Origin of the sequence: Tomitella biformata AHU 1821, assembly GCF_000524475.1 — a bacterium.
In the GTDB taxonomy this organism is placed as follows: Bacteria; Actinomycetota; Actinomycetes; order Mycobacteriales; family Mycobacteriaceae; genus Tomitella; species Tomitella biformata.
In genome coordinates, this window is the sequence record NZ_BAVQ01000023.1 from 85892 (window position 1) to 108802 (window position 22911).

21 protein-coding genes are annotated in these 22911 nt (G+C 68.2%); 15 read left to right on the forward strand and 6 right to left on the reverse strand.

Annotated elements, in window-relative coordinates; genetic code table 11:
- Positions 1-188: 188 nt before the first annotated feature.
- The 7 genes from glmU to TBIF_RS09225 all read left to right on the forward strand — a co-directional run bounded on the left by glmU (position 189) and on the right by TBIF_RS09225 (position 6673).
- A complete protein-coding gene (gene glmU / locus TBIF_RS09195; protein WP_024794522.1) occupies positions 189-1694 on the forward strand; it encodes a bifunctional UDP-N-acetylglucosamine diphosphorylase/glucosamine-1-phosphate N-acetyltransferase GlmU in 1506 nt (501 codons plus the stop codon).
- Positions 1691-2671, forward strand: coding sequence for a ribose-phosphate diphosphokinase (locus tag TBIF_RS09200; RefSeq protein ID WP_024794523.1), 981 nt, complete (start codon positions 1691-1693; stop codon positions 2669-2671). The genes glmU and TBIF_RS09200 overlap by 4 nt, the downstream gene beginning before the upstream one ends.
- A gap of 83 nt (positions 2672-2754) precedes the next feature.
- On the forward strand, positions 2755-3414 hold the full coding sequence (locus TBIF_RS09205) for a DUF2461 domain-containing protein (RefSeq protein ID WP_038170532.1): 660 nt from the start codon (positions 2755-2757) through the stop codon (positions 3412-3414).
- 255 nt (positions 3415-3669) lie between these two features.
- On the forward strand, positions 3670-4257 hold the full coding sequence (locus TBIF_RS09210; RefSeq protein ID WP_051461447.1) for a hypothetical protein: 588 nt from the start codon (positions 3670-3672) through the stop codon (positions 4255-4257).
- Positions 4258-4360: 103 nt separating this feature from the next.
- Positions 4361-4852, forward strand: coding sequence for a hypothetical protein (locus TBIF_RS09215; RefSeq protein ID WP_024794526.1), 492 nt, complete (start codon positions 4361-4363; stop codon positions 4850-4852).
- A gap of 13 nt (positions 4853-4865) precedes the next feature.
- Positions 4866-5666: a cyclase family protein gene (locus tag TBIF_RS09220; protein ID WP_024794527.1), complete on the forward strand. Its 801-nt coding sequence runs from the start codon at positions 4866-4868 to the stop codon at positions 5664-5666.
- A 140-nt stretch (positions 5667-5806) separates the two neighbouring features.
- A complete protein-coding gene (locus TBIF_RS09225; RefSeq protein WP_024794528.1) occupies positions 5807-6673 on the forward strand; it encodes a tyrosine-protein phosphatase in 867 nt (288 codons plus the stop codon).
- A 63-nt stretch (positions 6674-6736) separates the two neighbouring features.
- On the opposite strand, the gene TBIF_RS09230 is transcribed toward TBIF_RS09225, so the two are convergent.
- The 5 genes from TBIF_RS09230 to egtA all read right to left on the reverse strand — a co-directional run bounded on the left by TBIF_RS09230 (position 6737) and on the right by egtA (position 12219).
- Complete coding sequence (locus TBIF_RS09230; protein WP_148302218.1) at positions 6737-7465, reverse strand: hypothetical protein; 729 nt, start codon at positions 7463-7465, stop codon at positions 6737-6739.
- Between the two features lie 455 nt (positions 7466-7920).
- A complete protein-coding gene (gene egtD / locus TBIF_RS09235; RefSeq protein WP_024794530.1) occupies positions 7921-8907 on the reverse strand; it encodes an L-histidine N(alpha)-methyltransferase in 987 nt (328 codons plus the stop codon).
- Between the two features lie 2 nt (positions 8908-8909).
- Positions 8910-9695, reverse strand: coding sequence for an ergothioneine biosynthesis protein EgtC (gene egtC, locus TBIF_RS09240; RefSeq protein WP_024794531.1), 786 nt, complete (start codon positions 9693-9695; stop codon positions 8910-8912).
- Positions 9695-11014, reverse strand: coding sequence for an ergothioneine biosynthesis protein EgtB (egtB, locus tag TBIF_RS09245; RefSeq protein ID WP_024794532.1), 1320 nt, complete (start codon positions 11012-11014; stop codon positions 9695-9697). The genes egtC and egtB overlap by 1 nt, the downstream gene beginning before the upstream one ends.
- Positions 11011-12219, reverse strand: coding sequence for an ergothioneine biosynthesis glutamate--cysteine ligase EgtA (gene egtA, locus TBIF_RS26205; RefSeq protein ID WP_024794533.1), 1209 nt, complete (start codon positions 12217-12219; stop codon positions 11011-11013). The genes egtB and egtA overlap by 4 nt, the downstream gene beginning before the upstream one ends.
- A gap of 124 nt (positions 12220-12343) precedes the next feature.
- Between egtA and TBIF_RS09255 the strand changes: the two genes are divergently transcribed.
- From TBIF_RS09255 to TBIF_RS09285, 7 genes are all read left to right on the forward strand, one after another.
- Positions 12344-13534: an aminotransferase class V-fold PLP-dependent enzyme gene (locus TBIF_RS09255; protein ID WP_024794534.1), complete on the forward strand. Its 1191-nt coding sequence runs from the start codon at positions 12344-12346 to the stop codon at positions 13532-13534.
- 64 nt (positions 13535-13598) lie between these two features.
- A complete protein-coding gene (locus TBIF_RS09260; protein ID WP_024794535.1) occupies positions 13599-15074 on the forward strand; it encodes an FAD-dependent oxidoreductase in 1476 nt (491 codons plus the stop codon).
- A 112-nt stretch (positions 15075-15186) separates the two neighbouring features.
- Positions 15187-15558: an arsenate reductase (glutaredoxin) gene (gene arsC, locus TBIF_RS09265; RefSeq protein ID WP_038170533.1), complete on the forward strand. Its 372-nt coding sequence runs from the start codon at positions 15187-15189 to the stop codon at positions 15556-15558.
- Positions 15555-16439, forward strand: coding sequence for an oxidoreductase (locus TBIF_RS09270; RefSeq protein ID WP_024794537.1), 885 nt, complete (start codon positions 15555-15557; stop codon positions 16437-16439). The genes arsC and TBIF_RS09270 overlap by 4 nt, the downstream gene beginning before the upstream one ends.
- A gap of 190 nt (positions 16440-16629) precedes the next feature.
- Positions 16630-17229, forward strand: coding sequence for a 50S ribosomal protein L25/general stress protein Ctc (locus tag TBIF_RS09275; RefSeq protein ID WP_024794538.1), 600 nt, complete (start codon positions 16630-16632; stop codon positions 17227-17229).
- Positions 17230-17324: 95 nt separating this feature from the next.
- A complete protein-coding gene (gene pth, locus TBIF_RS09280; RefSeq protein ID WP_024794539.1) occupies positions 17325-17903 on the forward strand; it encodes an aminoacyl-tRNA hydrolase in 579 nt (192 codons plus the stop codon).
- 56 nt (positions 17904-17959) lie between these two features.
- Positions 17960-19600: a peptide chain release factor 3 gene (locus TBIF_RS09285; protein WP_024794540.1), complete on the forward strand. Its 1641-nt coding sequence runs from the start codon at positions 17960-17962 to the stop codon at positions 19598-19600.
- Between the two features lie 64 nt (positions 19601-19664).
- Here TBIF_RS09285 and TBIF_RS09290 read toward each other — a convergent pair whose 3' ends face one another.
- Positions 19665-21143, reverse strand: coding sequence for an HNH endonuclease signature motif containing protein (locus TBIF_RS09290; RefSeq protein WP_084611630.1), 1479 nt, complete (start codon positions 21141-21143; stop codon positions 19665-19667).
- Between the two features lie 231 nt (positions 21144-21374).
- Here TBIF_RS09290 and TBIF_RS09295 point away from each other — a divergent pair, with 231 nt between their 5' ends.
- Positions 21375-22904, forward strand: coding sequence for an aldehyde dehydrogenase family protein (locus TBIF_RS09295; protein WP_024794542.1), 1530 nt, complete (start codon positions 21375-21377; stop codon positions 22902-22904).
- Positions 22905-22911 lie beyond the last annotated feature (7 nt).

Sequence of the window (22911 nt, forward strand, 5' to 3'; positions counted from 1 at the left end):
TGCCCGGATCCGCCCGCTGGACGCTCCGACCGGGAATGGCGGATCGGCGACCTGGGAGTTTCCGACCCAGCACCAGGATTTCACTCGACGGGACGTAGTATCTACCCTTGTCGCCGGGACGACCCGTGCCCGCAAGGGCCCGAGCATGTGCCCGCAACTACCCGCCCGCAGCAACTCTAGGGAGCTTCATGCCTGAGCAGCCCTCATCGACAGATGATGCGCTCGCAGTAGTCATCCTCGCGGCCGGCGCCGGCACCCGGATGAAGTCCAAGACGCCGAAGGTCCTGCAGTCGATCGCTGGACGATCGATGCTGGCCCACGCCATGCACGCCGCCGCGGCGATCGAGCCGGAGCAGCTGGTGGTTGTCGTCGGTCATCAGGCCGAGCTCGTCACGGCCGCCGCCACCGCGGTCGCCGGGGATCTGAAACTGCCCCTCGCGACGCCGCTGCAGCCCGAGCAGAACGGCACCGGCCACGCTGTCGAATGCGGCCTGAGCGCCGTGCCCGACGCGTTCACCGGCACCGTGATCGTCACCGCCGCGGACGTGCCACTGCTCGACGCGGACACGCTGCGCGCCCTGGCCGCCGCGCACGCGCTGCCTCCGCACGCGGCAATCTCCGTGCTGACCACCACCGCGCCGGACCCGACCGGCTACGGCCGCATCGTGCGCGATGGCGCCGGCGAGGTCGCCGCCATCGTGGAGCAGGCCGACGCAACTGCCGCCGAGCAGCAGATCGCCGAGGTCAACTCCGGGGTCTATGCCTTCGACGCCGTGTTCCTGCGCAAGGCGCTCACGGAGCTGTCCGTCGACAACGCGCAGGGCGAGCTGTACCTGACCGATGCGGTCAAGATCGCCCGCGACGCGGGACTGCACGTGCGTGCACAGCACATCGACGACGCGTACCTGGTCGCCGGCGCCAACGACAAGGTGCAGCTCGCAGCGCTGGGCGCGGAGCTGAACCAGCGGATCGTCGAGGGGTGGATGCGCGCGGGCGTGACCATCATCGACCCGGCCACCACCATCATCGACGTGGACGTTCGCCTTGAGCGGGACGTGATCCTGCATCCGGGCACGCAGCTGCATGGTGCCACCGTCATCGCCGAGGACGCCGTCGTCGGGCCGGATACCACGCTCACCGACGTCCAGGTCGGCGAGCGCGCGAGCGTGATCCGCACCCACGGCAGCCAGGCGGTGATCAGCGCCGACGCCACCGTCGGCCCGTTCGCCTACCTCAGGCCGGGCACGGTGCTGGGCACTGCGGGCAAGATCGGCGCTTTCGTCGAGACCAAGAACGCGGTCATCGGCCACGGCTCGAAGGTCCCGCACCTGACCTATGTGGGCGACGCGACCATCGGCGAGCACTCGAACATCGGCGCCTCGTGCGTCTTCGTCAACTACGACGGCGTGTCCAAGCACCACACGGTGATCGGCTCGTACGTCCGCGCGGGCTCGGACACCATGTTCGTGGCCCCCCTCAACATCGGCGACGGCGCCTACACGGCCGCCGGCACCGTCGTTCGCAAGGACGTCCCCGCAGGCGCCCTCGCGATCACCAGCGGCACGCAACGCAATCTCGACGGCTGGGTGGAAAAGCGGTGGCCGGACACGAAGTCGGCGGCCGCGGCCCGGTTGGCCCAGGCAAACGAGCAAATGGCAAACGAGCACGACAACGAGGACGGCGAGAACTCATGAGCGCACTTTCATCAGACAACCACAAGAATCTGATGCTGTTCGCGGGCCGGGCGCACCCCGAGCTGGCCCAGAACGTGGCCAAGTTTCTGGGTGTGGAGGTGACACCCCAGACTGCGCGCGATTTCGCGAACGGTGAGATCTTCGTCCGCTTCGAGGAGTCGGTGCGCGGCAGCGACGCCTTCGTCCTCCAGAGCCATCCCGCCCCGTTGAACACGTGGATCATGGAGCAGCTCATCATGATCGACGCGCTCAAGCGCGGTTCCGCCAAGCGCATCACCGCGATCCTGCCCTTCTACCCCTACGCTCGCCAGGACAAGAAGCACCGGGGCCGCGAGCCGATCTCGGCGCGCTTGATCGCGGACCTGCTCAAGACGGCAGGCGCGGACCGCATCATCACCGTCGACCTGCACACCGACCAGATCCAGGGCTTCTTCGACGGCCCCGTGGACCACATGCACGCGCAGGGCCAGCTGTCCGAGTACATCCGCGAGAAGTACGGCGTGGAGAACATCGCCGTGGTCTCCCCCGACTCCGGCCGCGTCCGCGTCGCTGAGAAGTGGGCGGACACCCTGGGCGGCGCCCCGCTGGCCTTCATCCACAAGACCCGCGACCCGCTGGTGCCCAACCAGGTCGTCTCCAACCGCGTCGTCGGCGACGTCGAGGGCCGCACCTGCATCCTCATCGATGACATGATCGACACCGGCGGCACCATCGCCGGCGCCGTCCGTGTGCTCAAGGACGCGGGTGCCGGCGACGTCATCATCGCCGCCACCCACGGCGTGCTCTCCAACCCGGCCCCCGAGCGCCTCGCTAACTGCGGAGCCAAGGAGGTCATCATCACCGACACGCTGCCCATCACCCCGGACAAGATGTTCGACTCGCTGACCGTGCTCTCGATCGCGCCCCTGCTGGCCCGCACCATCCGCGAGGTCTTCGAGAACGGCTCCGTGACGTCGCTGTTCAACGGCATCGCCTGATCGTCCCGGCGTGAGCAACTAGCTCCAGTCGTCACCGCGTAGCCGCGTCCCGCCTCACCACGGGCCGCGGCTACGCTCGCCTCATGGCCGCATCTTCCCCCGTGCACTTCACTGGGATTCCTTTCGCAGCGCTGGACTTCTACGAAGACCTGGAAGCGGACAACAGCAAGTCTTTCTGGTCCGCGCACAAGCACGTCTACGACGCCTCGGTGCGCCCGCCGATGGCCGCGCTGGCCGATGCCCTGGCGGAGGAGTTTGGGGCGGCTAAGCTGTTCCGTCCCTATCGCGATGTCCGATTCAGCAAGGATAAGACGCCCTATAAGACCCATCAGGGCGCCTTTGTCGGGACCGCGCCGGGCACCGGCTACTACGCGCAGATCGACGCGTCGGGCCTGATGGTCGCAGGCGGCTTCTACGCCGCCTCCCCCAGCCAGCTCGCCCGGTTGCGCGCCACGATCGACGACGACGTGCGCGGCCCAGAGCTCGAAGCCCTCGTCTCCCGCGTGCGTGCCGCCGGCCTCGAGGTGAGCGGTAATCGACTCAAGACCAAGCCCCGCGGCTACGCCGCCGACCATCCCCGGATCGAGCTGCTGCGCCATCGCTCGCTGACAGCCGGGGTGTCCTTCGGCTCCCCAGAATGGCTGAAAACACCAGAAGCCGTGGACCACGTCCGGGATACCTGGCGCACATTGAGCCCCCTGGTGGAATGGTTGACACAGGTTCTTCAGGAGCTTCCCGAGTGACCAGACTCTCAGATTTGAGACTGGACTTCGGGCCCCCGATTTGGGTGCGAGGGCCGGTGTTCACCCACTGTTTCCCGTCCCTTACTCTGGTCGCTCGTGACACTCGCTCAGCCGCTTGACCAAGCATCTTCCACCCCCCACCGCTCTCGCGCACAACGCTGGTCCCCGGGACTTTGCGTCTGGTGCGGCGACAACGAGGATCTCGCACTCTCGAAGAACGAACCCCGTTGCGCCACTTGCCGTCATCACGAAACGTTGATTGACGAAGCCCGCCAGTTCATCGGCATGTACGGTTTGCGCCCCATCGGCGGCTCACTGGACTCCGACGACGAGGAGGAGCGTGAACACCGCCAGCGCGCTCGCGATTCACGCGCCCTCCTGAACTCGATCAAGATGGCGGAACCGCCGTCCCGCGAGCAGGTCCGCAAGGCCCTGGACGCCAAGACGGATACCGCCGTCCGCCGAGTGCAGGCGCTCGTCGACAGCGAGGCCGCAGACACCGCCCAGAGCGCCCCTGCTGGCCTTGCCGGCACCGTCTCGGCCCGCGCCCCCCGGGCGACCCGCTCCACCACCACAAAGTCGGACAGCAGTACAAGTTCAGTGCCCCGCGCCACCGGCCGATCCTCGCGCGCGGTGGACGTGGACCTGGCCACTCTCGAGTCTCGGGTCACGGGCCTGCTGGAGAAGCTGACCACCATCGAGACGCAGCTCGCCGAGCACTCGGACACCGAGAACCTCGGCCTGGCCGCACGCGCGCGGATCAAGGATTTCGAGCGTCAGCGCACGACGGTGCTGCACACCCTCGCCGCGTTGGAGAAGGCGCGCCGACTACAGACTCAGTGACGTAGAAACGCTGGCCCGGGTAGACAATGGCCGAGGACCGCACTTGCGGTCCTCGGCGCTTTTTCCTGGGCGCCCCGACAAGCCCGCTGGAGGTAGCCCCGCCGTGTCGACTCCGCCCGAGCCAGGCCTGCCCGCAGAGCCAACGCCGGAACCAGGCCCCGCACCGAGCCGCCCGGCCTGGTGGCTGCCCGCGATCATCGCCGGCGGCGCCCTGGCCGCACTCGCCGTCACAGCGGTCCTCGTCCTCACGCTCCGCGGACCCGAAACGTTCTCCCTCACTGGCACTCTCAGCATCAATGCCGCCAGCACCGAGGGTCCGCTGCCCGAGGGCTTCGCCTGCGCCGGAGCCGGTCCGCTCGCGGACATCCAGCCGAACCTGCGGGTGATCGTCGCCGACGGCAGACATGAGCTGGTGGGCAAGGGTGAGCTCATCAGCAGCTTCGCCGGCGGCCCCGATGTCTGCGTGTTCGCGCTAGCGGTGCACAACGTGCCGCGTGACCGGGCGGAGTACCTGGTCCAGCTCAGCCATCGCGGCGAGGCCGCGTTCAGCCAAGACGAGGCGGTCGCGGGCATAGAGTTGACGATCAACGGCTGAGAGGGGCCAGTCCATGTGTGGAGACGGCGTCACCGCCCACGTCTACCGGCAGATCGCCCGGCGCGAGCCGCGGACCCCGTCTCCCGCTGTGCCGGCAGACGACCGCCCGTCGTGGCAGCGGCCGCCCGCGGGGCGGGTCATCGACCTGACGCACGTCCTCAACCCGCTGTTCCCCCACTGGCCGGGCGACCGCCCGTTCGAGATGCGCCCCGTCTCCCGATGCTCCGAGGACGACTTCCACGCCAATGAGCTGATGCTGCACGAGCATTCGGGCACCCACGTGGACGCGCCCGCACACGTGCGCGCCGGCGCGTTGACCGTGGACGCCATCGCGCCGGCGGATCTCGTCGCTCCGCTCGTCGTGATCGACATCGCGGACCGTGCCGCCGTCGACCCGGACACCATGCTCGCCACCGCCGACATCCTCGCGTGGGAGGCCGCGCACGGGCCGCTCCCAGCGCGCTGCCTGGTCGCGATGAACTCAGGCTGGCACCGCCGAGTGGCCGCGCCCGGCAAGTTCCTCAACATCGATGCTGACGGGTACATGCGCACGCCCGGCTTCGATCCCGCCGCGGCGGCGTTCCTCGCAGAACAACGGGACGTGGTCGCCATCGCCTCCGACACCCTGTCCGTGGACGCCGGGCTCGCCACAGACTTTGGGGCGCACCTCGCCGCGCTCGGCTCGGGACTGTACGCGGTGGAGGCGCTGGCCCACCTCGACGCCGTGCCCGCAGCAGGCGCGTTGGTCATCGTCGGCGCCCCGCGCCACCAGGGCGGCTCCGGCGGACCCGCCCGAGTGCTCGCCTTCGTCTGACGCCGACTGTAACCAGCATCACCGCTATCTAGGCGTATGCGGTGGCGGGGATTACCCCCATGCGCACCAACCCGCCCGTAGCATGCGGAATGCTGGCGTCAATTGGACGATCGTTCCACCAGCCCACTGGAAGGACCCCCATGACCAACGATTCTGCCGTGACCGGCGTCCGGCACATCGTCCTCGAGGGCGCGGCCAACGCGCGCGACATCGGCGGCTTCGCCGGGGACGGCGGAACCGTGCGCTGGGGCGCGGTGTACCGCACCGACTCGCTGTGCAACCTCACCGACACCGACGTTGCGCGACTGGCGGAGTTGAACCTCGCGGTGGCCATCGACTTTCGCGACCAGAGCGAGGTCGACCAGTCCGGCTCCGACCACCTGCCTGCGGGCACCGTGCCCGAGCACATCGCGATCATCGACTTCGCGGGTTCAAGCGCGATGATGGGGGCCATGAGCGGCAGCTCGGCTGCCATGAGCGGCATGAGCGGCATGAGCAGTGCGCCGGGGCCAGAGATGGCCGCGGCACTGCAGTCGAATCTCGGCGACGGCGGCGGGGCGAAGATCATGTCCGCCGTCTATGAGCAGTTCGTCCGCGGAGCCCGGGCGCACAAGGGCTTCGGCAAGGCCGTTGACCTGGTGGCGAGCATCGACGCCGACGCCGACGCCGCCGCGCTCTACCACTGCCATTCCGGCAAGGACCGCACCGGCTGGATGACCGCGATCCTGCTTTCCGCCCTCGGCGTCGACCGTGACGTGATTATGGCCGACTACCTGTCCTCCAACGATTACCTCCGCGAGTCCAACGAGCAGTTGTTCGCGCAGATCGCCGCGGCGGGCCTCGACGCGGACCTGATCCGTCCGGTGATGGAGCAGTCCACGGCATACCTGCAGGCCTCGTTCGACGCCGTCGACGCGGACTACGGCGACATGGCCCGCTACACCCGCGAAGCACTTGGCGTGACCGACGCGACCATCGACGCGTTGCGCGGGCGTCTGCTCGGCTAGACACCAGAGGCGGACGCCCCTCTCGCCGTCACGGCGAGAGGGGCGTCCGATGGAATCAGGATGTTAGCTGCCGGTACTTCCGGACGAGCCAAGGAAACCGAGCGAGCCGAGCGAACCAAACATGTCGAGCGATGCGAGGCTGCCGGTATTCGGCGCGGTCTCGAGAGCGAATGCGACGTCGTCGACATCCGCATTAGTCAGGTTCACGCCGACGGTCGGAACCGCGATCACGCAACCCGCGGGCGGAGTGACCGTGACCTGGTAGCCGTCGAAGGCCGGCAGGTACTGGAAGAAGAACTGGCCGTCCTCGGTGATCGCGGAGGTCTGGGTCTCAGCGTGGTACTTCAAGTCGGCGGTGTCGATGTCGACCGCGACGGCAACGCCGTTGACGCCATTGCCGTCGCCTGCCTCACAGCCGGTGACGACTCCCCAGATCGAGTAGACCGATACCAGGCCGACGTCGGCGGTGGCGTCCGCTCCGTCAACCGTGACGGGCGCGCCGCCCGGGTAAGGCGTCACTCCGCAGCCGGCGGGTGCGTACGGCACGACCGTGTAATCCCCGTCTGCCACGCCGGTGAAGGTGAAGGGGTCCCCGCCATCGATAAATTGGGAATCAATGGGGGTGTTCGTGGAGTCTTTGAGTTCAATCCAGGCTCCGCCACCGCCGCCGCAGTCATTGGTGAATGTCCCGGAAATGTCATAGGTGGCGGGGGGTGCCGCCATCGCGATCTGCGGTACGGCCAACATTACGCCCGCGCTGAGCGCGATTCCTGCAAATAGTATTTTTCTCATAAACCGAGACGGTAGGCTCACCGCAGTCGATTTGCAATAATTGGAACTATCGTCTAATTCGACCCGGCAGTGGTGCAGGGCCCCGAAATGGCCAATCCCTTGCAGGTCAGGACTACCTCGAGGGTATGATCGGGTTGTCTAGCATTGCGGCATAATTCGGCGTCGATACCCTCTCGCCCGCAATCCTCAGCAAACTGAACGCAATATTTCGGCAGGTCACCCTGATCCTCGGTGTCAGCCCCGAGCGCACCTGTGAGAGCGCCTCCTCGGATGCCATATCCCGCACATAGCGAATGGCCTTTGTCCCCACGAGGAAAGCGCCCCGAACGGCGCGGTCGTGTGCTCGACGGAGGTGGTCAGATAAACCAACTCGACAGAAGAACGCAATTTACAGCCACACTATTTCACACAGGGGATCCTGGCGCAGGGGTTTGACGCGACTGGCCAAATGGCGGTCAGCCCGCCGAGCACTCCGCCTTTCGCGCGAGCACTAGGCCGAAGCGTTGCCCGGGGTCGCACCAGCCTCGCGCCGGCTCCAGGCCGACGGCGGCGAGCTCCGCCTCGAAGTCCGCCAGCGCGAACTTCGCCGAGATCTCCGTGCGCAGCTCCTCGCCGGCCGCGAACCGCACCGTCATCCCGAGTTCGTCGACGCGCACAATCATGTCTCGGCGGGCACGCAGGCGCATCTCGATCCATGAGTTCGCCGAGTCCCACAGCGCCACATGGTCGAATGCGTCCGGCGTGAAGTCCGCCCCCAGCTCTCGGTTCACCACCCGCAGTACGTTGCGGTTGAACTGGGCGGTGACTCCGGCCGCGTCGTCGTAGGCCGCGACGAGCGCTGCCGGGTCGGTCACGAGCCCGACTCCGACCAGCACGTGCTCGCCCACCGTCAGTGCCCCGCTGAGCCCAACTAGGAAATCGCGGCGCTCCGCCGGGTCGAAGTTCCCGATGGTGCCGCCGAGGAAGGCAACCAGGCGTCGTCCCTCGGCGGGCAGCGCGGCCAGGGTTCCGGTGAAGTCCCCGACCACGCCGCGCACCGTGAGGTCGGGGAACTCTGTTTCGAGCAGCCGGGCGGCGGCGCGCAGCGCGCTCTCCGACACGTCCTGGGGGACATAGGTCTTGAGCTGCCCGCAGGCCTCGAACGCGGTCAGCAGCAGCCTGGTCTTGGTTGAGGAGCCCGAGCCCAGCTCGACGAGGGTGTCCGCGCCACTGATCGCCGCGATCTCGTCCGAGTGCCGGCGCAGCAGCTCTCGCTCGAGGCGAGTCGGGAAGTACTCCGGCAGTTGGGTGATGCGCTCGAACAGCTCGCTGCCGACGGCATCGTAGAACCACTTGGGCGGCAACGTCTTCGGTGCCGCAGACAGTCCGGCGGCCACATCCGCGCGCAGCTGCGCCGCCAGGTCTTGCGGCGTCAGGTGGACCTCGACGGTGGTCTTGGCCATCGCTACTCCCCGATCTGCTCGATGGTTGTCTGGGTCAGATCTGCGATTAATAGGCACCGGTCCGGCACCTCCGTCCAGTCCGGGCGCTCGTCCAGCGGTTCCGAGGCAACCCACAGCTCGCTGCTCCCCACTTCACCGCCGACCACTTCACTGGCGCCCCGACGCCACCACAGCGAGTGGTCCCACGCGGTCGCGATCAGGCGCTGGCCGTCGCCGAGCAACAGGTTCAGCCGCGATCCGGGCGCCACGGCCTCGACATCCTCGACCAGCCCCCGCACCGCGGCGGCGGGAGTCTCGCCGCGCAGCCGTCCGCGCAGCAGCGCCCAGAGCAGCGCGGAGTCCGTCGGAGCGTCGAGTGCGACGGTGTCGGCCAGGTCGAGCTCCCCGGCAAGCTGCGCCATCGAACCCGGCCACCCGCGCACCACCCCGTTATGGCTGAAGGCCCAGTGCCCGTCGGTGAACGGCGCACAGGCTTCCTCAGTCACCGGCATGCCGACGGTCGCCGAACGCACGGCGGCCAGCACCGCGCCGGCGGACACGTCCTCCAACACTCCCCGCGCTGCCCCTGTCTCGCCCAGCGCGGTGTCGGACCAGATCGGTTGTGCGCTACGATGTCTGCTGACGCCGCTCGCGCCCCACCAGCACGCGCCGAAGCCATCCGCGTTCATCGTGCCGCCGCCGCGCATGTGCCGCGGCGCCCAGGACTGTGCCCGCAGCGAGTGCTCGCCGGCCGTCAGCACCGACGCGATTGACCGTGCCGGCCCCAGATATCCCAGGTGGCGGCACATCAGATACTTCTCGCACACCGCAGGCCCGCAAAGATCTGCCGCCGGATCGGCAGGTCCCAGTTGCGGAAGGTGCCGCGGCAGGCCACCTCGTCGGTGCCGAACGAGCCGCCGCGGAGCACTTTGAAGTCACCGCCGAAGAACACCTCGGAGTACTCCCGATAGGGGAAGGCCGCGAAGCCGGGATACGGGTCGAAGCCCGAGGAGGTCCATTCCCAGACATCGCCGATCAGCCCGCGCACCCCGAGCGCCGAGTCCCCCCGCGGGTAGGCGCCGACGGCGGCGGGGCCAAGGTGGTGCTGTCCCAGGTTCGCGTGTTCGGGCGTGGGATCCTCGTCCCCCCAGGGGAACCGGCGCGATCGCCCCTCGGCGGGATCCCAGCGGGCGGCCTTCTCCCACTCTGCCTCGGTGGGCAGCCGCTTGCCCGCCCAGGACGCAAACGCCTCAGCCTCGAAATAGCAGACGTGCACCACCGGCTCCGCCCCCCGGATCGGCGCGCTCCGGCCAAAGCTCTCGCGCAGCCACCTGTCCCCGTCGCGCCGCCAGAATTGCGGGGCCGTCAACTCGGCCTCGGCGCGGTGTCCCCAGCCCCGCGCACTCCACAACTCGGGCCGCCGATAGCCGCCGTCGTCGATGAACTCCGCGTACTGCGCGTTGATCACCGGGTCCGCGTCGATGGCGAAGGCCGCCAAGTCCACCGTGTGCGCGGGCCTCTCGTTGTCCAGTGCCCACGGCTCCGCAGTGATCCCCAGCTCGGCTGCGCCCATCGTGAACGGTCCGGCGGGGACGGCGATCTCGCCGGCGCAGGGCCGTCCCCGGCTCGGCGCGGGCGGGGCGGACAGCAGCGGTGCCCCAGCGCGCAGCTGGTGGGTCGCCAGCATCGTCTCAGCGTGTTGCTGCTCGTGCTGGGCGATCATGCCGAAGCCGAAACCGTTGCGCGTCAACGCGTCCGCCGCGCCAAGGTCGCACTCCGCGAGCACCTGCCAGCTGCGCGCGCGGACCCTCGCAACGTAGTCGCGGGCCTGCGCGGGACTCAGCAACGCCAGGTCGGGGCGCGACGCGCGAGGATGCGCGAAGGCGTCGTAGAGCCCATCGATCTCGGGCACTGAACGCGAGTCGGCCGTCGTGCCCGGCAGTTTCCCGATGGCTCGGACCAGCCAGCGGTCCTCCTGGTTGCCGATGTGCGCCAGGTCCCAGCCCAGTGGGGACATCAGCGGCGAATGCTGCGCGATCAGTTCCGTGTCGGGGTGATCGGTCAGCGCGTCGGTGCGGGCGTGTGCACGGGTCAGCGCGGCGGTGATGCGCGCGCGCAGGTCGGTCACTGGTCCTCCTCGGAGGGCCGCAGCCCCCGCTTGCAGCGTAGCGCCGCGGCGGTCAGGTCCTCGCCGAAACCGTCGTCGCCCGCGTGCCGCGCGGCCAACTCCAGGAGGTCTGTGGCGGCCTCCCGCAGGCCGCGGTCGCCTAGCCCGCGCCTGGCCGCGGCGTGCCATCGGCCGCTCGTGCCGGCGGCGAGTCCGCGCGCCTGTTCCAGGACGGCCGGGCTGCGCAGGAGCGCGTCGATGGCGGCGATCGGCACGCGCCACAGCCCGCCCGGCTGCGCGTCGAGGTAGCGCACCTCAAAGTGCCCGCACGCGCGCACCGGCGGGAACATGGTGGTCAGGTGGTAGTCGAGGTCGTCGATCCGCGGCCGGGGCAGCTGATCGACCGAATCCTCGATCCAGTCTCGGAAGCTCAGATCTGGCGCGGACCAGTCCGGGCCGGAGCGCCGCACGCACAGCAACGGGGCGGCGAGGACCCAGCGGGCATAACCATCTAGGAAGCTGCCGTCTCGCGGGCTCCACTCGCGGTCGAAGCAGGTCCGCGCCGGATCCAGCTCAAGCCAGGTCCGCAGCCGCTGCGATGCCCACCCCTCGCCCGGGGGAAAACAGTGCGGCAACTGCGGGGAGTCCGCGAATGCCGCGGCCAGCGCCGGACCCGCTTCGTGCAGCAGCGCCCACCGCTGCGCCGCCTCGTCCTCGTCCACGCCGCAGTCCACGCTGACCTGCACGGCCGCGGTGTTGCACATCATCACTGTCCCGAGGGGGCTGATCCGGGCGAAGTGCTCCTCCATTGCCCGGTATCGCGGCTGCTCCAGTATCCGCCGCGGAGGCCGTGTCAGATCCATTGCTCCGCCATGCATCTCGATGCCGTTCATGGCGAGTAGCCGACCGAGCTCGGCATGGTCGGCCGCCAGCGCATCGCACAGCTCCCGGGCGCTGCGGTGGACATCGCTTGCCAGCTCCACCTGTCCGCCCGGCTCGATGCTGACCCGTGAGCCGGCGCCCAGCGGCTGACTCGAGGTGGGGCGCAGTCCGGGCGGGGTGTGGGGGCCGAGAGCCTCGGCGAACTGCGTGACGGTGGGCCGATCGCCCACGATCGACGTCGGCCATTCCAGCTCCGCGCCGATCAACTCCGGCGGGCCATAGCGGCACACCGCCGCCCGGACATAGGCCAGTGCCTGCTCAGTCGAGACTAACTCTGCGGACATTCTGCTGCTTCCCTTCGAAGCGACGTCCCGTGTCGCTATCGACCCTAGTCATCGGTCCAAGCCACCGCGGGGACTCGGCAGATCCGCGTAGAGTGCGCAGCATCCGCCACGGGAGGGAACAACGGTGTTAGAGCTGGCTCGACTGCGCGCGGACACCCCCGGCTGCCTCGATAAATCGTTTTTGGACAGCGCCGGCTCCGCCCTCCCCCCGACCCCGGTGCTCGACGCGATGATCGGGCATCTGCGCCGTGAGGCAGAGGTCGGCGGCTATCTGGCGGCGGCCGAGCGCGAGGTCGAGCTCGGCGCCGTGCGGGGCTCCATCGCCCGGCTGATCGGCGCGGCCCCCGGCGAGATCGCGCTGACCGATTCTGCGTCGCGCGCTTGGACGACGGCCTTCGACGCGATCGTCACGTCCGAGGGCATCGGCCCCGGCGACCGAGTCCTTGTCACCAACGCCGAGTACGCCAGCAACGCCATCGCGATGCTGCACCACGCGCAGCGCGCGGGCTTCCACGTGGAGCTCGTCCCCAACGATGCGAGCGGCCAGGTGGACCTGGCCGCCCTCGAAGAGCTGCTCGACGAGCGGGTGCGGCTGATCTCGCTGGTGCACATGCCGAGCAATAGCGGACTGGTGAACCCGGTCCGCGCGGTGGTCGACGCCGCCCACCGGTTCGGGGCGCTGGTGCTGCTCGACGCGTGCCAGACCGTCGGCCAGCTCGAGATCGACGTCGCGAGCCTGGGCGTCGACGCGCTGACCGCCACCGGCCGCAAGTGGCTGCGGGCCCCGCGGGGCACCGGTTTTCTCTACGTGCGCGCAGATCTACTCACTCGGCTGGCACCCAGCGCCATCGACCAAGCCGGGGCGAGTCTGAGCGGCGCCTCCTACACCCTCCAGCCGGACGCCCGCCGCTTCGAGTTCTGGGAGTACGACGTCGCGGCACGCTTGGGCCTCGGGGCCGCCGCCGACTATCTGCTAGAGATCGGCATGGCAGAGGCAGAACGGGCGATCCGCGCGAATGCCGAGGCATTGCGCGCGGGCCTTGCGCGGGTGCCCGGCCTACGGCTGCGCGATCGGGGGATCAGACCCGCCGGCATCGTCACGTTCACCCTCGCGCGCCACGATCCCGCACCGGTCCGGGACCGGTTGCGCGCGGCCGGGGTCATCGTCACCGTCAGCCCAAGCTCGTCGAGCCCGCTCAATATGTCCGACGGCGGACAAGTCGACGTTGTGCGCGCATCCCCCCACTACTTCACGTCCCCCGCCGATATCGAGCGATGCGTCGACGCGGTCCATACCGTTAGCCGGGACTGCTAGGACGCCGGTCACACCGGGGTCGGTAGACCTATCTGCAACTAGACCGCGATCCTGGAGGCTCCTCATGACCGATCTGCTCCGCCCGCTCCGCGCCGCCGACATCGAGACCTGGGACTTCGAGGCCGACGTCGTCATCGCCGGTTTCGGCATCGCCGGCGCCTGCGCCGCGATCGAGGCCGCCCGCGCCGGGACCGACGTGCTGGTGCTCGAGCGGGCTGGCGGCTGGGGCGGCGCGGCGGCACTGGCCGGCGGGTTCATCTACCTCGGTGGCGGCACCGCGCTGCAGCAGGCTTGCGGGTTCGAGGACTCAGTCGAGGAGATGACCAAATTCCTCACTGCCGCACTGGGCCCGGGCGTCGACGAGGCCAAGATCGACGAGTACTGCCAGGGCTCCGTCGCGCACTATGACTGGCTCGTCGACGCCGGTGTGCCGTTCAAGATGTCCTACTGGGGCGAGCCCGGCTACGAGCCGCCCTTCGACGACGGCCTGATGTACTCCGGCGGCGAGAACGCGGCGCCGTTCAACGCGATCGCCAAGCCGGCGCCGCGCGGGCACGTGCCGCAGATGTCGGACAAGCGCACCGGTGAGAAGGGCGGCGGTTACATGTTGATGAAGCCGCTCTCGAACACGGCCGCGGAGCTGGGCGTGCGCGCAGAGTACGACATGCGCGCGCAGCGCCTCATTATCGACGTGGACGCCGACGGGGTGGACCGGGTCGTGGGCATCGTCGCCAAACGCTACGGCGCGGACGTCACGGTCCGGGCCCGACGCGGCGTCGTCCTGGCCACCGGCAGCTTCGCCTACAACGACGACATGATGCGTCGCTTCGCCCCGCGCCTGCTCGGCAAGCCCGCCGCCTCGGTCGAGGAGCACGACGGCCGTGCGATCCGCATGGCGCAGGCACTCGGCGCGGACCTGGCTCACATGGACGCCACCGAGGTCGCGTTCTTCTGCGACCCGCAGCTGTTCTACCGCGGCATCCTCGTCAACGGCCGCGGCCAGCGCTTCGTCCCGGAGGACACGTACTCGGGCCGTGTCGGGCAGCTGATGCTGCTGCAGAACGAGGGGCAGTGCTTCCTCATCATCGACGAGGCCTCGTTTGAGGAGGGCATGGCCGGCACCTCGTCGAGCCCGCAGCTCAAGATCCAGCCACGCTGGGTCTGCGAGAGCGTCGCGGAGCTCGAGGCCGAGATCGGGCTGGCCGAGGGTGCCCTCACCTCCACCGTGGACCTCTACAACCGACACGCCGTAAACGGCCAGGATCCGTTGCTGGGCAAGAAGACCGAGTGGGTCAAGCCCATCGGCGGGCCCGTCGCGGCGATCGACTTGCGCGGCATGGCGGGCGGCTTCACCCTCGGCGGGCTGCTCACCGACACCGACTCGAGAGTCATCCACGTGGACGGCTCCCCCATCCCCGGGCTGTTCGCCGCCGGCCGCTGCACCTCCGGCTTGAGCGCCTGGGGCTATGCCAGCGGCGTCTCGCTGGGCGACGGCAGCTTCTTCGGCCGTCGGGCGGGAGTCAGCGCGGCGCAGGCCTGATTGCGGGCTGGACACAATCGCATAGACGAACGTCCACAATGGTTGTGATTCGCTAATGGCATCCGCCTACTACAGTTGGCGGCACCCGATCCCGCCGTAACAGGAGCACCACATGAGCGAGCACATCGACGCCACGATCTACCACAATCCGCGCTGCTCCACCTCGCGGAACACCCTGCAGTTGCTGCGGGACAAGGGCATTGAGCCCACCATCGTCAAGTACCTGGAGAACCCGCCCACGCGCGCCGAGCTCGCGAAGATGATCTCCGACGCTGGACTCGAGGTGCGCCAGGCGATCCGCGCCAAGGAGACAGTCTTCGCGGAGCTAAACTTGGCCGACGCCACCGACGACCAGCTGTTGGACGCGATGGTCGCCAACCCCATCCTGATCGAGCGCCCGCTCGTGGTCACCGACCTCGGCGTGCGACTCGCCCGCCCCCTGCAGAACATCCTCGAGATCCTGCCGGCGGACGACGCCAAGTGACCGTAGCCTGGACCGCCGCCGACCTGCCATCCATGGACGGCCGAACGGTGATCATCACCGGGGCCAACAGCGGCCTCGGCCTGGCGACCGCCCGTGATCTCGCCGGCGCGGGCGCCCATGTGGTGCTGGCCGTCCGCAACCAGGAGAAGGGCCGCGCGGCCGCGGAGTCCATCACGGGCAGCACCGAGGTACGCCCCCTGGACCTCGCGAGCCTCGCGTCCGTGCGGGCGTTCGCGGCCGGCTGGGATCGCCCCATCGACGTGCTCGTCAACAACGCCGGCGTCATGATGGTGCCCCCCGGCCGCACCGCCGACGGGTTCGAGATGCAGGTGGGCACCAACCACCTCGGCCACTTCGCGCTGACCAATCTGCTGCTTCCCCACGTCACGGATCGTGTCGTCACTGTGGGCTCGCTCGCGCACACGTGGGGCCGGATCAATCTCGCGGACCTCAACTACGAGAGCCGCCGATACAACCGGGTGCTCTCCTACGGCCAGGCCAAGCTCGCCAACCTGCTGTTCACCTCGCACTTGCAGGTCCTGCTCGACGGCGTCTCCTCCCCCGTCCGCTCGCTGGCCGCACACCCCGGCTATGCCGCCACGAACCTGAGCGCCCACACATCGAACTGGTTCGGCAACGTCCTGATGCCCATCGGCGACAAGCTTATTGGCCAGAAGGCAGAGAATGGCGCGCTGCCCACCGAGTATGCGGTCGTGGCGGATCTGCCCGGCAACACCTATGTGGGGCCGGACGGCTTCCAGCAGATGCGGGGCGGTCCCACCGTCGTCGGGCGCAATCGCGCCGCGCGGGACGCCGAGACCGCCCGTGGGCTGTGGGAGCTGTCAGAGAAGCTGACCGGCACCAGATTCCCCCTCCGCTAGCTTCTCGCCGAGATGGCCGATTTGCCGTCGCTCCCGGCCTTTCGGTACTGTGGGTCGTTGTCTCGGCGAGGGTGCTGTCTACACGATGTGCACCGTTATCGACGTGTCCAGTGGTTGCCGGTTCTCCGGCCCGGCCCGTGGGCGCACTCGCCGCGCAGAAGCCGAAACCACTATCTTGCAGGAGCACACAATGTCTGACGCCTTGCGCATTCCGTCCACCACCCGCACCGAGTTCGGCAAGGGCGCTGCTCGTCGTGCCCGTCGTGACGCGCTGGTCCCCGCCGTGCTCTACGGCCACGGCGCCGACCCCATCCACCTAAACCTGCCGAGTCGCGAGTTCGCCGGCGTGCTGCGCAACCACGGCACCAACGCCGTGCTGACGCTGGACGTCGAGGGTGCCGAGCACCTCGCGCTGGTCAAGACCGTTGTGGTCCACCCGATCCGCAACTACATCGAGCACGTTGACCTGCTGACGGTCAAGCGCGGCGAGAAGGTCGTCGTCGAGGTGCGCGTCGTGCTCGTCGGCGAGTCTGCCCCGCAGACCATCGTCTACCAGGACGTCACCACGATCCGCCTGCAGGCCGACGCGCTGGCCATCCCCGAGGAGATCAAGATCTCCATCGAGGGTCTGACCGCCGGCACGCAGATCGTCGCGGGCGAGGTCGAGCTGCCCGCCGGCTCCGTCCTGGAGGAAGAGGCCGACACCCTGCTGGTGAACATCGCCGAGCAGGTCCAGCAGGCCGATGAGCCCGCCGACGAGGACGAAGCCGCCGCCGCCACCGAGGCATAAGCACCCTTCCGACGGCGCGTCACCCCATCGCGGGGCGGCGCGCCGTCGGTGTGTTCGGCCTAGCACTCCACGTTTTACACAGAAGGATCACCGCAGTGAGCGACACCCCCACCCTTATCGCCGGCCTGGGCAACCCGGGCTCGCAATACGAGAAGACGCGCCACAACATCGGCTTCATGGTGGCGGACGTCCTCGCCGGTCGCCTCGGCGGCAAGTTCGGCCTGCACAAGAAGAGCGGCACGGACCTGCTGCAGGGCCGGCTCCTCGGCAAGCCCGTGGTCATCGCCAAGCCCCGCGAATACATGAACCTCTCTGGACGCCAGGTGGCCGCGGCGGCCCAGTTCTTCTCCATCCCGCCCACCCAGATCGTGCTCATCCACGACGATCTGGACCTCGACTTCGGCGACATCCGCCTCAAGCAGGGCGGCGGCGAGGGCGGGCACAACGGGCTCCGATCACTGACCGCGTCCGTTGGCACCAAGGACTATCAGCGGGTTCGGGTGGGCATCGGGCGGCCACCCGGCCGGATGGATGCCGCGTCGTACGTCCTCAAGGCATTCTCAACTGTCGAGCGCAAAGAGCTGGACCTGGTGTGCGAGCAGGCGGCCGACGCCGTCGAGCTGCTGCTCGAGCTCGGCCTCGAGCCAGCGCAGAACCGCCTGCACGGCAGCTAAGCGCCCTGCAGGTAACCTGGTAATTCGATTGTCCACAACCCCGGAAGGAACCCCCGGTGACCACCGAGCTTTCTAGCAGCGCCGACGGCTCGTCAACGGGGGAGCACTCGACGTCGAGAAAATCGACGCTAGCCGCCGAGGTCGCGCGCCGTCGCACCTTCGCCGTCATCTCCCACCCCGATGCTGGTAAGTCGACGCTCACCGAGGCCCTGGCGCTGCACGCCCGGATGATCTCCGAGGCCGGCGCGGTGCACGGCAAGTCCGGCCGCAAGTCCACAGTCTCCGACTGGATGGAGATGGAGAAGGCCCGCGGCATCTCGGTCAGCTCCACCGCGTTGCAGTTCAACTACCAGGACCACGTCGTCAACCTCGTCGACACCCCAGGCCACTCCGACTTCTCCGAGGACACCTACCGCGTGCTCACGGCCGTCGACGCCGCCGTGATGCTCATCGACGCCGGCAAGGGCCTCGAGCCGCAGACCTTGAAGCTGTTCCAGGTGTGCCGCCACCGCGGGATCCCCGTCATCACCGTGATCAACAAGTGGGACCGGCCGGGCCGCTCCCCGCTGGAGCTCCTGGACGAGATCGAGGAACGCATCGGCCTGATCCCGACGCCGCTGTACTGGCCCGTCGGCATCGCTGGCGACTTCCGCGGCCTGCTCAAGCGCGACGACAACTCCTTCATCCGCTTCACCCGCACCGCCGGCGGCGCCACCATGGCCCCCGAGGAATTCCTGGACGCCGAGGCGGCCGAGGCCCGTGAGGGCGAGGCGTGGACGGTCGCCGTCGAGGAGTCCGAGCTGCTCCATGAGACCGGCGCGGACCACGACCAAGAGATGTACCTGGCCGGGCAGACCTCCCCCGTCATCTTCTCCTCCGCGATGCTGAACTTCGGCGTGCACCAAATCCTCGACGCGCTGCTGGAGCTTGCACCCGCCCCGCATGCCCGCGACGCCATCTCCGGCACCCCGCGCGAAGTCCTCGACCCGTTCAGCGCCGTCGTGTTCAAGGTGCAGGCCGGCATGGACACGGCCCACCGTGACCGCCTCGCCTTCATGCGCATCGTCTCCGGCACCTTCGAGCGCGGCATGGTCGTCACCCACGCCCAGACCGGGAAGCCCTTCGCCACCAAGTACGCGCTGACCGTGTTCGGCCGCGACCGCACGACGGTCGAGGACGCGTACCCCGGCGATATCGTCGGCCTCGTCAACGCGAACGCCCTGGCTCCCGGCCACACCTTGTTCTCGGAGAAGAAGGTGGAGTTCCCGCCCATCCCGTCGTTCGCCCCCGAGCACTTCGCGATCCTGCGCGCCCGCTCCGCCGGCAAGTACAAGCAGTTCCGCCGCGCCATCGACCAGCTCGACAGCGAGGGCGTGGTGCAGGTGCTGCGCAACGATATCCGCGGCGACGCTTCTCCCGTGCTCGCGGCCGTTGGCCCCATGCAGTTCGAGGTGATCACCGCTCGCATGCAGGGCGAGTTCAATGTGGAGACGACGTTGGACAACCTCGGCTACTCCGTCGCCCGTGCGACCGACGCCGAGTCCACCGACGAGCTCAACCGCCAGCGCGGCGTCGAGGTGTTCACCCGCACCGACGGCGCAATCCTGGCCCTGTTCAGCGATAAGTGGCGGCTGCAGTACATCGAGAAAGAATTCCCGAAGCTGACGCTCGAACCGTTGGTGGCTGCAAGCGACTAGTTGAAGTCCGCGTGCGCCTACCCCGACAGGCCTATCCTGTCGGGGTATCGCACTGTGGTGCTGGTCAAGCGGCTTCTTCGCACCGTTCAACGGGTGGGCCGTGGCCGTCGGGGCCAGGCGGATCCTCGACATAGGATCCGTCGGAGTTCAGCCATCGACGTAACGGGTCGATCTTTGCCGGTGGCCGGAAGATGGGGAATCGCTTCTTGCCCAACATGACGGTCCAGCCGTGATGGTGCACCGCCACGTGATGGTAAGTGCAGAGGTTGCAGAGTCCATCGATCTGGGTCTCTTGCAGCAACTCCCACGGGATCATGTGGTGCGCCTGGGTCCAGGAGATGGGCCGATTGCATCTCGGGAAGGCGCAGCCGCGGTCCCTGTCGGCCAGCGCGATACGGTGCTTCTCGTTGGCGAACCGCTTCGATGTGTCCACGCACAGCGGGGCCCCGTTCTCGTCCGCGCCGATCATCAGCAACTCGCAGTCGCATGCCAGGCGTTGGGCCGCGGCCAGCGAGATTGAGCCCATCCACTGCATCCAACCGCGGGAGGTGTGCTCGAGGAGTTCTTCGATGCGGCCCTCGCGAATCATCTGGCATCGCTCCGCGTGGGTGGGAATGTGTCCGAACAGCAACTCGATGGGGATGTTCACGTTGATCCGCGGGGCCAGGCCCTTCTCGACCTGTCCCTCGGCCGCCGGCTGGTTCCTGCGCAATAGTTCGCTGAGCGCTTCGGCGCGTTGCTGGTCGAGACTGCGCTTGTCGGGTGAGCCGTCTAATTCGGGCCGAGGCAACATGAACGGCGACAGCGCTGCGAAGAGGTTCTCACCGGTCTCCGTGTCGAGGTTGCCCTTCAGGTCGATACGGCCGTCATCGAATTTGATGATCTCCAAAGTGTTGCGGTCGAGGTCCAGGCCCGGGTCCGTCTCCCTCGAGAGCACATTCCGCAGTTCCTTGCCCGCGGAGCGCAGCGTGTCCATGTTCCGAGTGCCGGCGGCGAGGAGCAGGAAGTTCCGCACCACCCCGCGGACCTCGGCCCGCTCCGCCTCGTCCATCGGCACCAGTGTTTCCTCCGCGTCCGAGTCTTCAGCGTTCGGGGCGTCAGCGTCCGGACCCTTAGAGTCCGCGTCCTCAGCCCTCTTCTTGTACATATCCCTCGGCGGGTGCGCGATGTAGTTGACGATGTACTTCGCCTCCCGCTCACCGATCCCCGCATTGGCGTAGGCGGCCAGGATTGTGGGGTTGGCGCACATCCGGATCGCGAGCTTGACGGCGGCGAGGGCATCGCCTGCCAGCAGCCCAGATCTCTGAATCAGCCATTCAGCGGTGATGTCGATGGCGCGGCGACTGCCCTCCCTGTGCGCCATCGCGTCGAGCTGTCGCCACAGGGCCACCTGAACGCCGCGGCTCAAACTCAGAATTTCCTCGGAGTTCTCCACAAGTTGACGATCATTCTGCTGCCACAGAGGCTCCTCGCCCGCCAGGACCGGGGGATCAGCCAGCAGGTCCGACACCTGCTGGCTGATTGCTCTCCCCGGGAGTTCCATAGTTCAACTCTACTCGCTCCGATGACCGATAGATAGCCTTTTCGCAACCTCTACCTGCACTTATGCCCCACCAGCCACACAAGGACACTCCCGCCACAACGGCACGACACCGGCCTGACTTTCACCACGCTATTGCCGAGAACATGCAGGCAAACCGTCGACCCTTTCAATACGCGTCTCCACAGCCGATACTGGATGCAACCGTCAATTCTCGTTAGCGAAGGATCTGCCATGACAGCCATCCAACCCGCCCGCACTGACATCATCGAGGTGCGAAACCCCGCCGATGGTCTTGTGGTGGGCACCGTCCCGATCCATACCGCCGACGAGGTGGCCGCCACCGTGCGCGAGTTGCGGCTCTATCAGACAGAGTGGGAGGCCATCGGCGCCAAGGCTCGCGGCGAGTGGCTGTTGAAGTTCCAGGACTGGATGCTGGACAATTCCGAGCGCATCGCGGACGTGCTGCAGTCGGAGACGTCCAAGCCGCGCTTCGACGCGGAACTGGAGACCCCGATGGTCGCCGACATCGTCGGCTATTACGCTAAGCGCGCTCCCGGCTACCTCGCCGATTCGCGGCCCCACCCGCATAGCCCCCTGGGCATGACGAAGAAGCTGGCCATCGCGCATCGCCCGTATCCCGTGGTCGGCGTGATCACCCCCTGGAACTTCCCATTCACGATGCCCGGCATGGATATTCCGCCCGCGCTCGCGGCAGGGTGCGCGGTGCTGCTCAAGCCGTCCGAGGTCACTCCCCTGTCCGGAGTGCTGTTCGTCGAGGGCTGGAAGGAGATTGGCGCTCCGCCGGTGCTCGCGGTGGCAACGGGCCTGGGCGCGACGGGCGCAGCGGTGGTCGAGAACGTCGACTACGTGCAGTTCACCGGCTCGACCCGCACCGGCAAGGCGATCGCGAAGGCTGCGGCCGAGCGTCTGGTCCCCTGCAGCCTCGAACTCGGTGGCAAGGATCCGGCAATTGTGTTGGCGGATGCGGACATCGACCGCGCGGCGCATGGCATCGCATGGGGCGGGCTGTTTAATTCCGGCCAGGTCTGCATCTCCGTCGAGCGGGTGTATGTGGAGGCGTCGGTGCACGACGAGTTCGTCGCCAAGCTCGCCGCCAATGTCAGCAAGCTCCGCCAGGGGAAGGATGACCGGGACTTCAAGTTCGATGTGGGCGCGTTGGCGACCCCGGACCAGGTCCAGATCGTGAAGAAGCACGTGGACGACGCCATCGCGGCCGGCGCACGGGCGCTGACCGGCGGTAAGCCGCGGGGCGACGGGAACTTCTTCGAGCCGACGGTGTTGGTGGATGTCGAGCAGTCGATGTCGTGCATCAAGGAGGAGACCTTCGGCCCGACCATTCCCGTTGTGAAGGTCGCCGACGAGGCCGAGGCGATCCGCCTGGCGAACGACTCCGAATACGGCCTGTCCGCCACGGTGTGGACCGGGGACAACGCCCGCGGGGAGCGAATCGCGCGGCAGCTCGACGCCGGCGCGGTGAATATCAACGACGCTTTTTCCAACATGATGTCCTTCGCACTACCGATGGGCGGCTGGAAGGAGTCAGGCATCGGCGCACGCATGGGCGGGGCGGCCGCCGTCCTGAAGTACACCCGCTCGCAGGCGATCACCACCCCCCGCATCCCGACCGCCGCCAAGGAGCTGACCTGGTTCCCGTACTCGAAGCCCAAGGCTCGCTTCGCCTTCGGCGCCATGCGGGCCGGCGCCGCACGCGGGCTGCGCAAGTTCGGCATCGCCAGGTAGCGGTGGG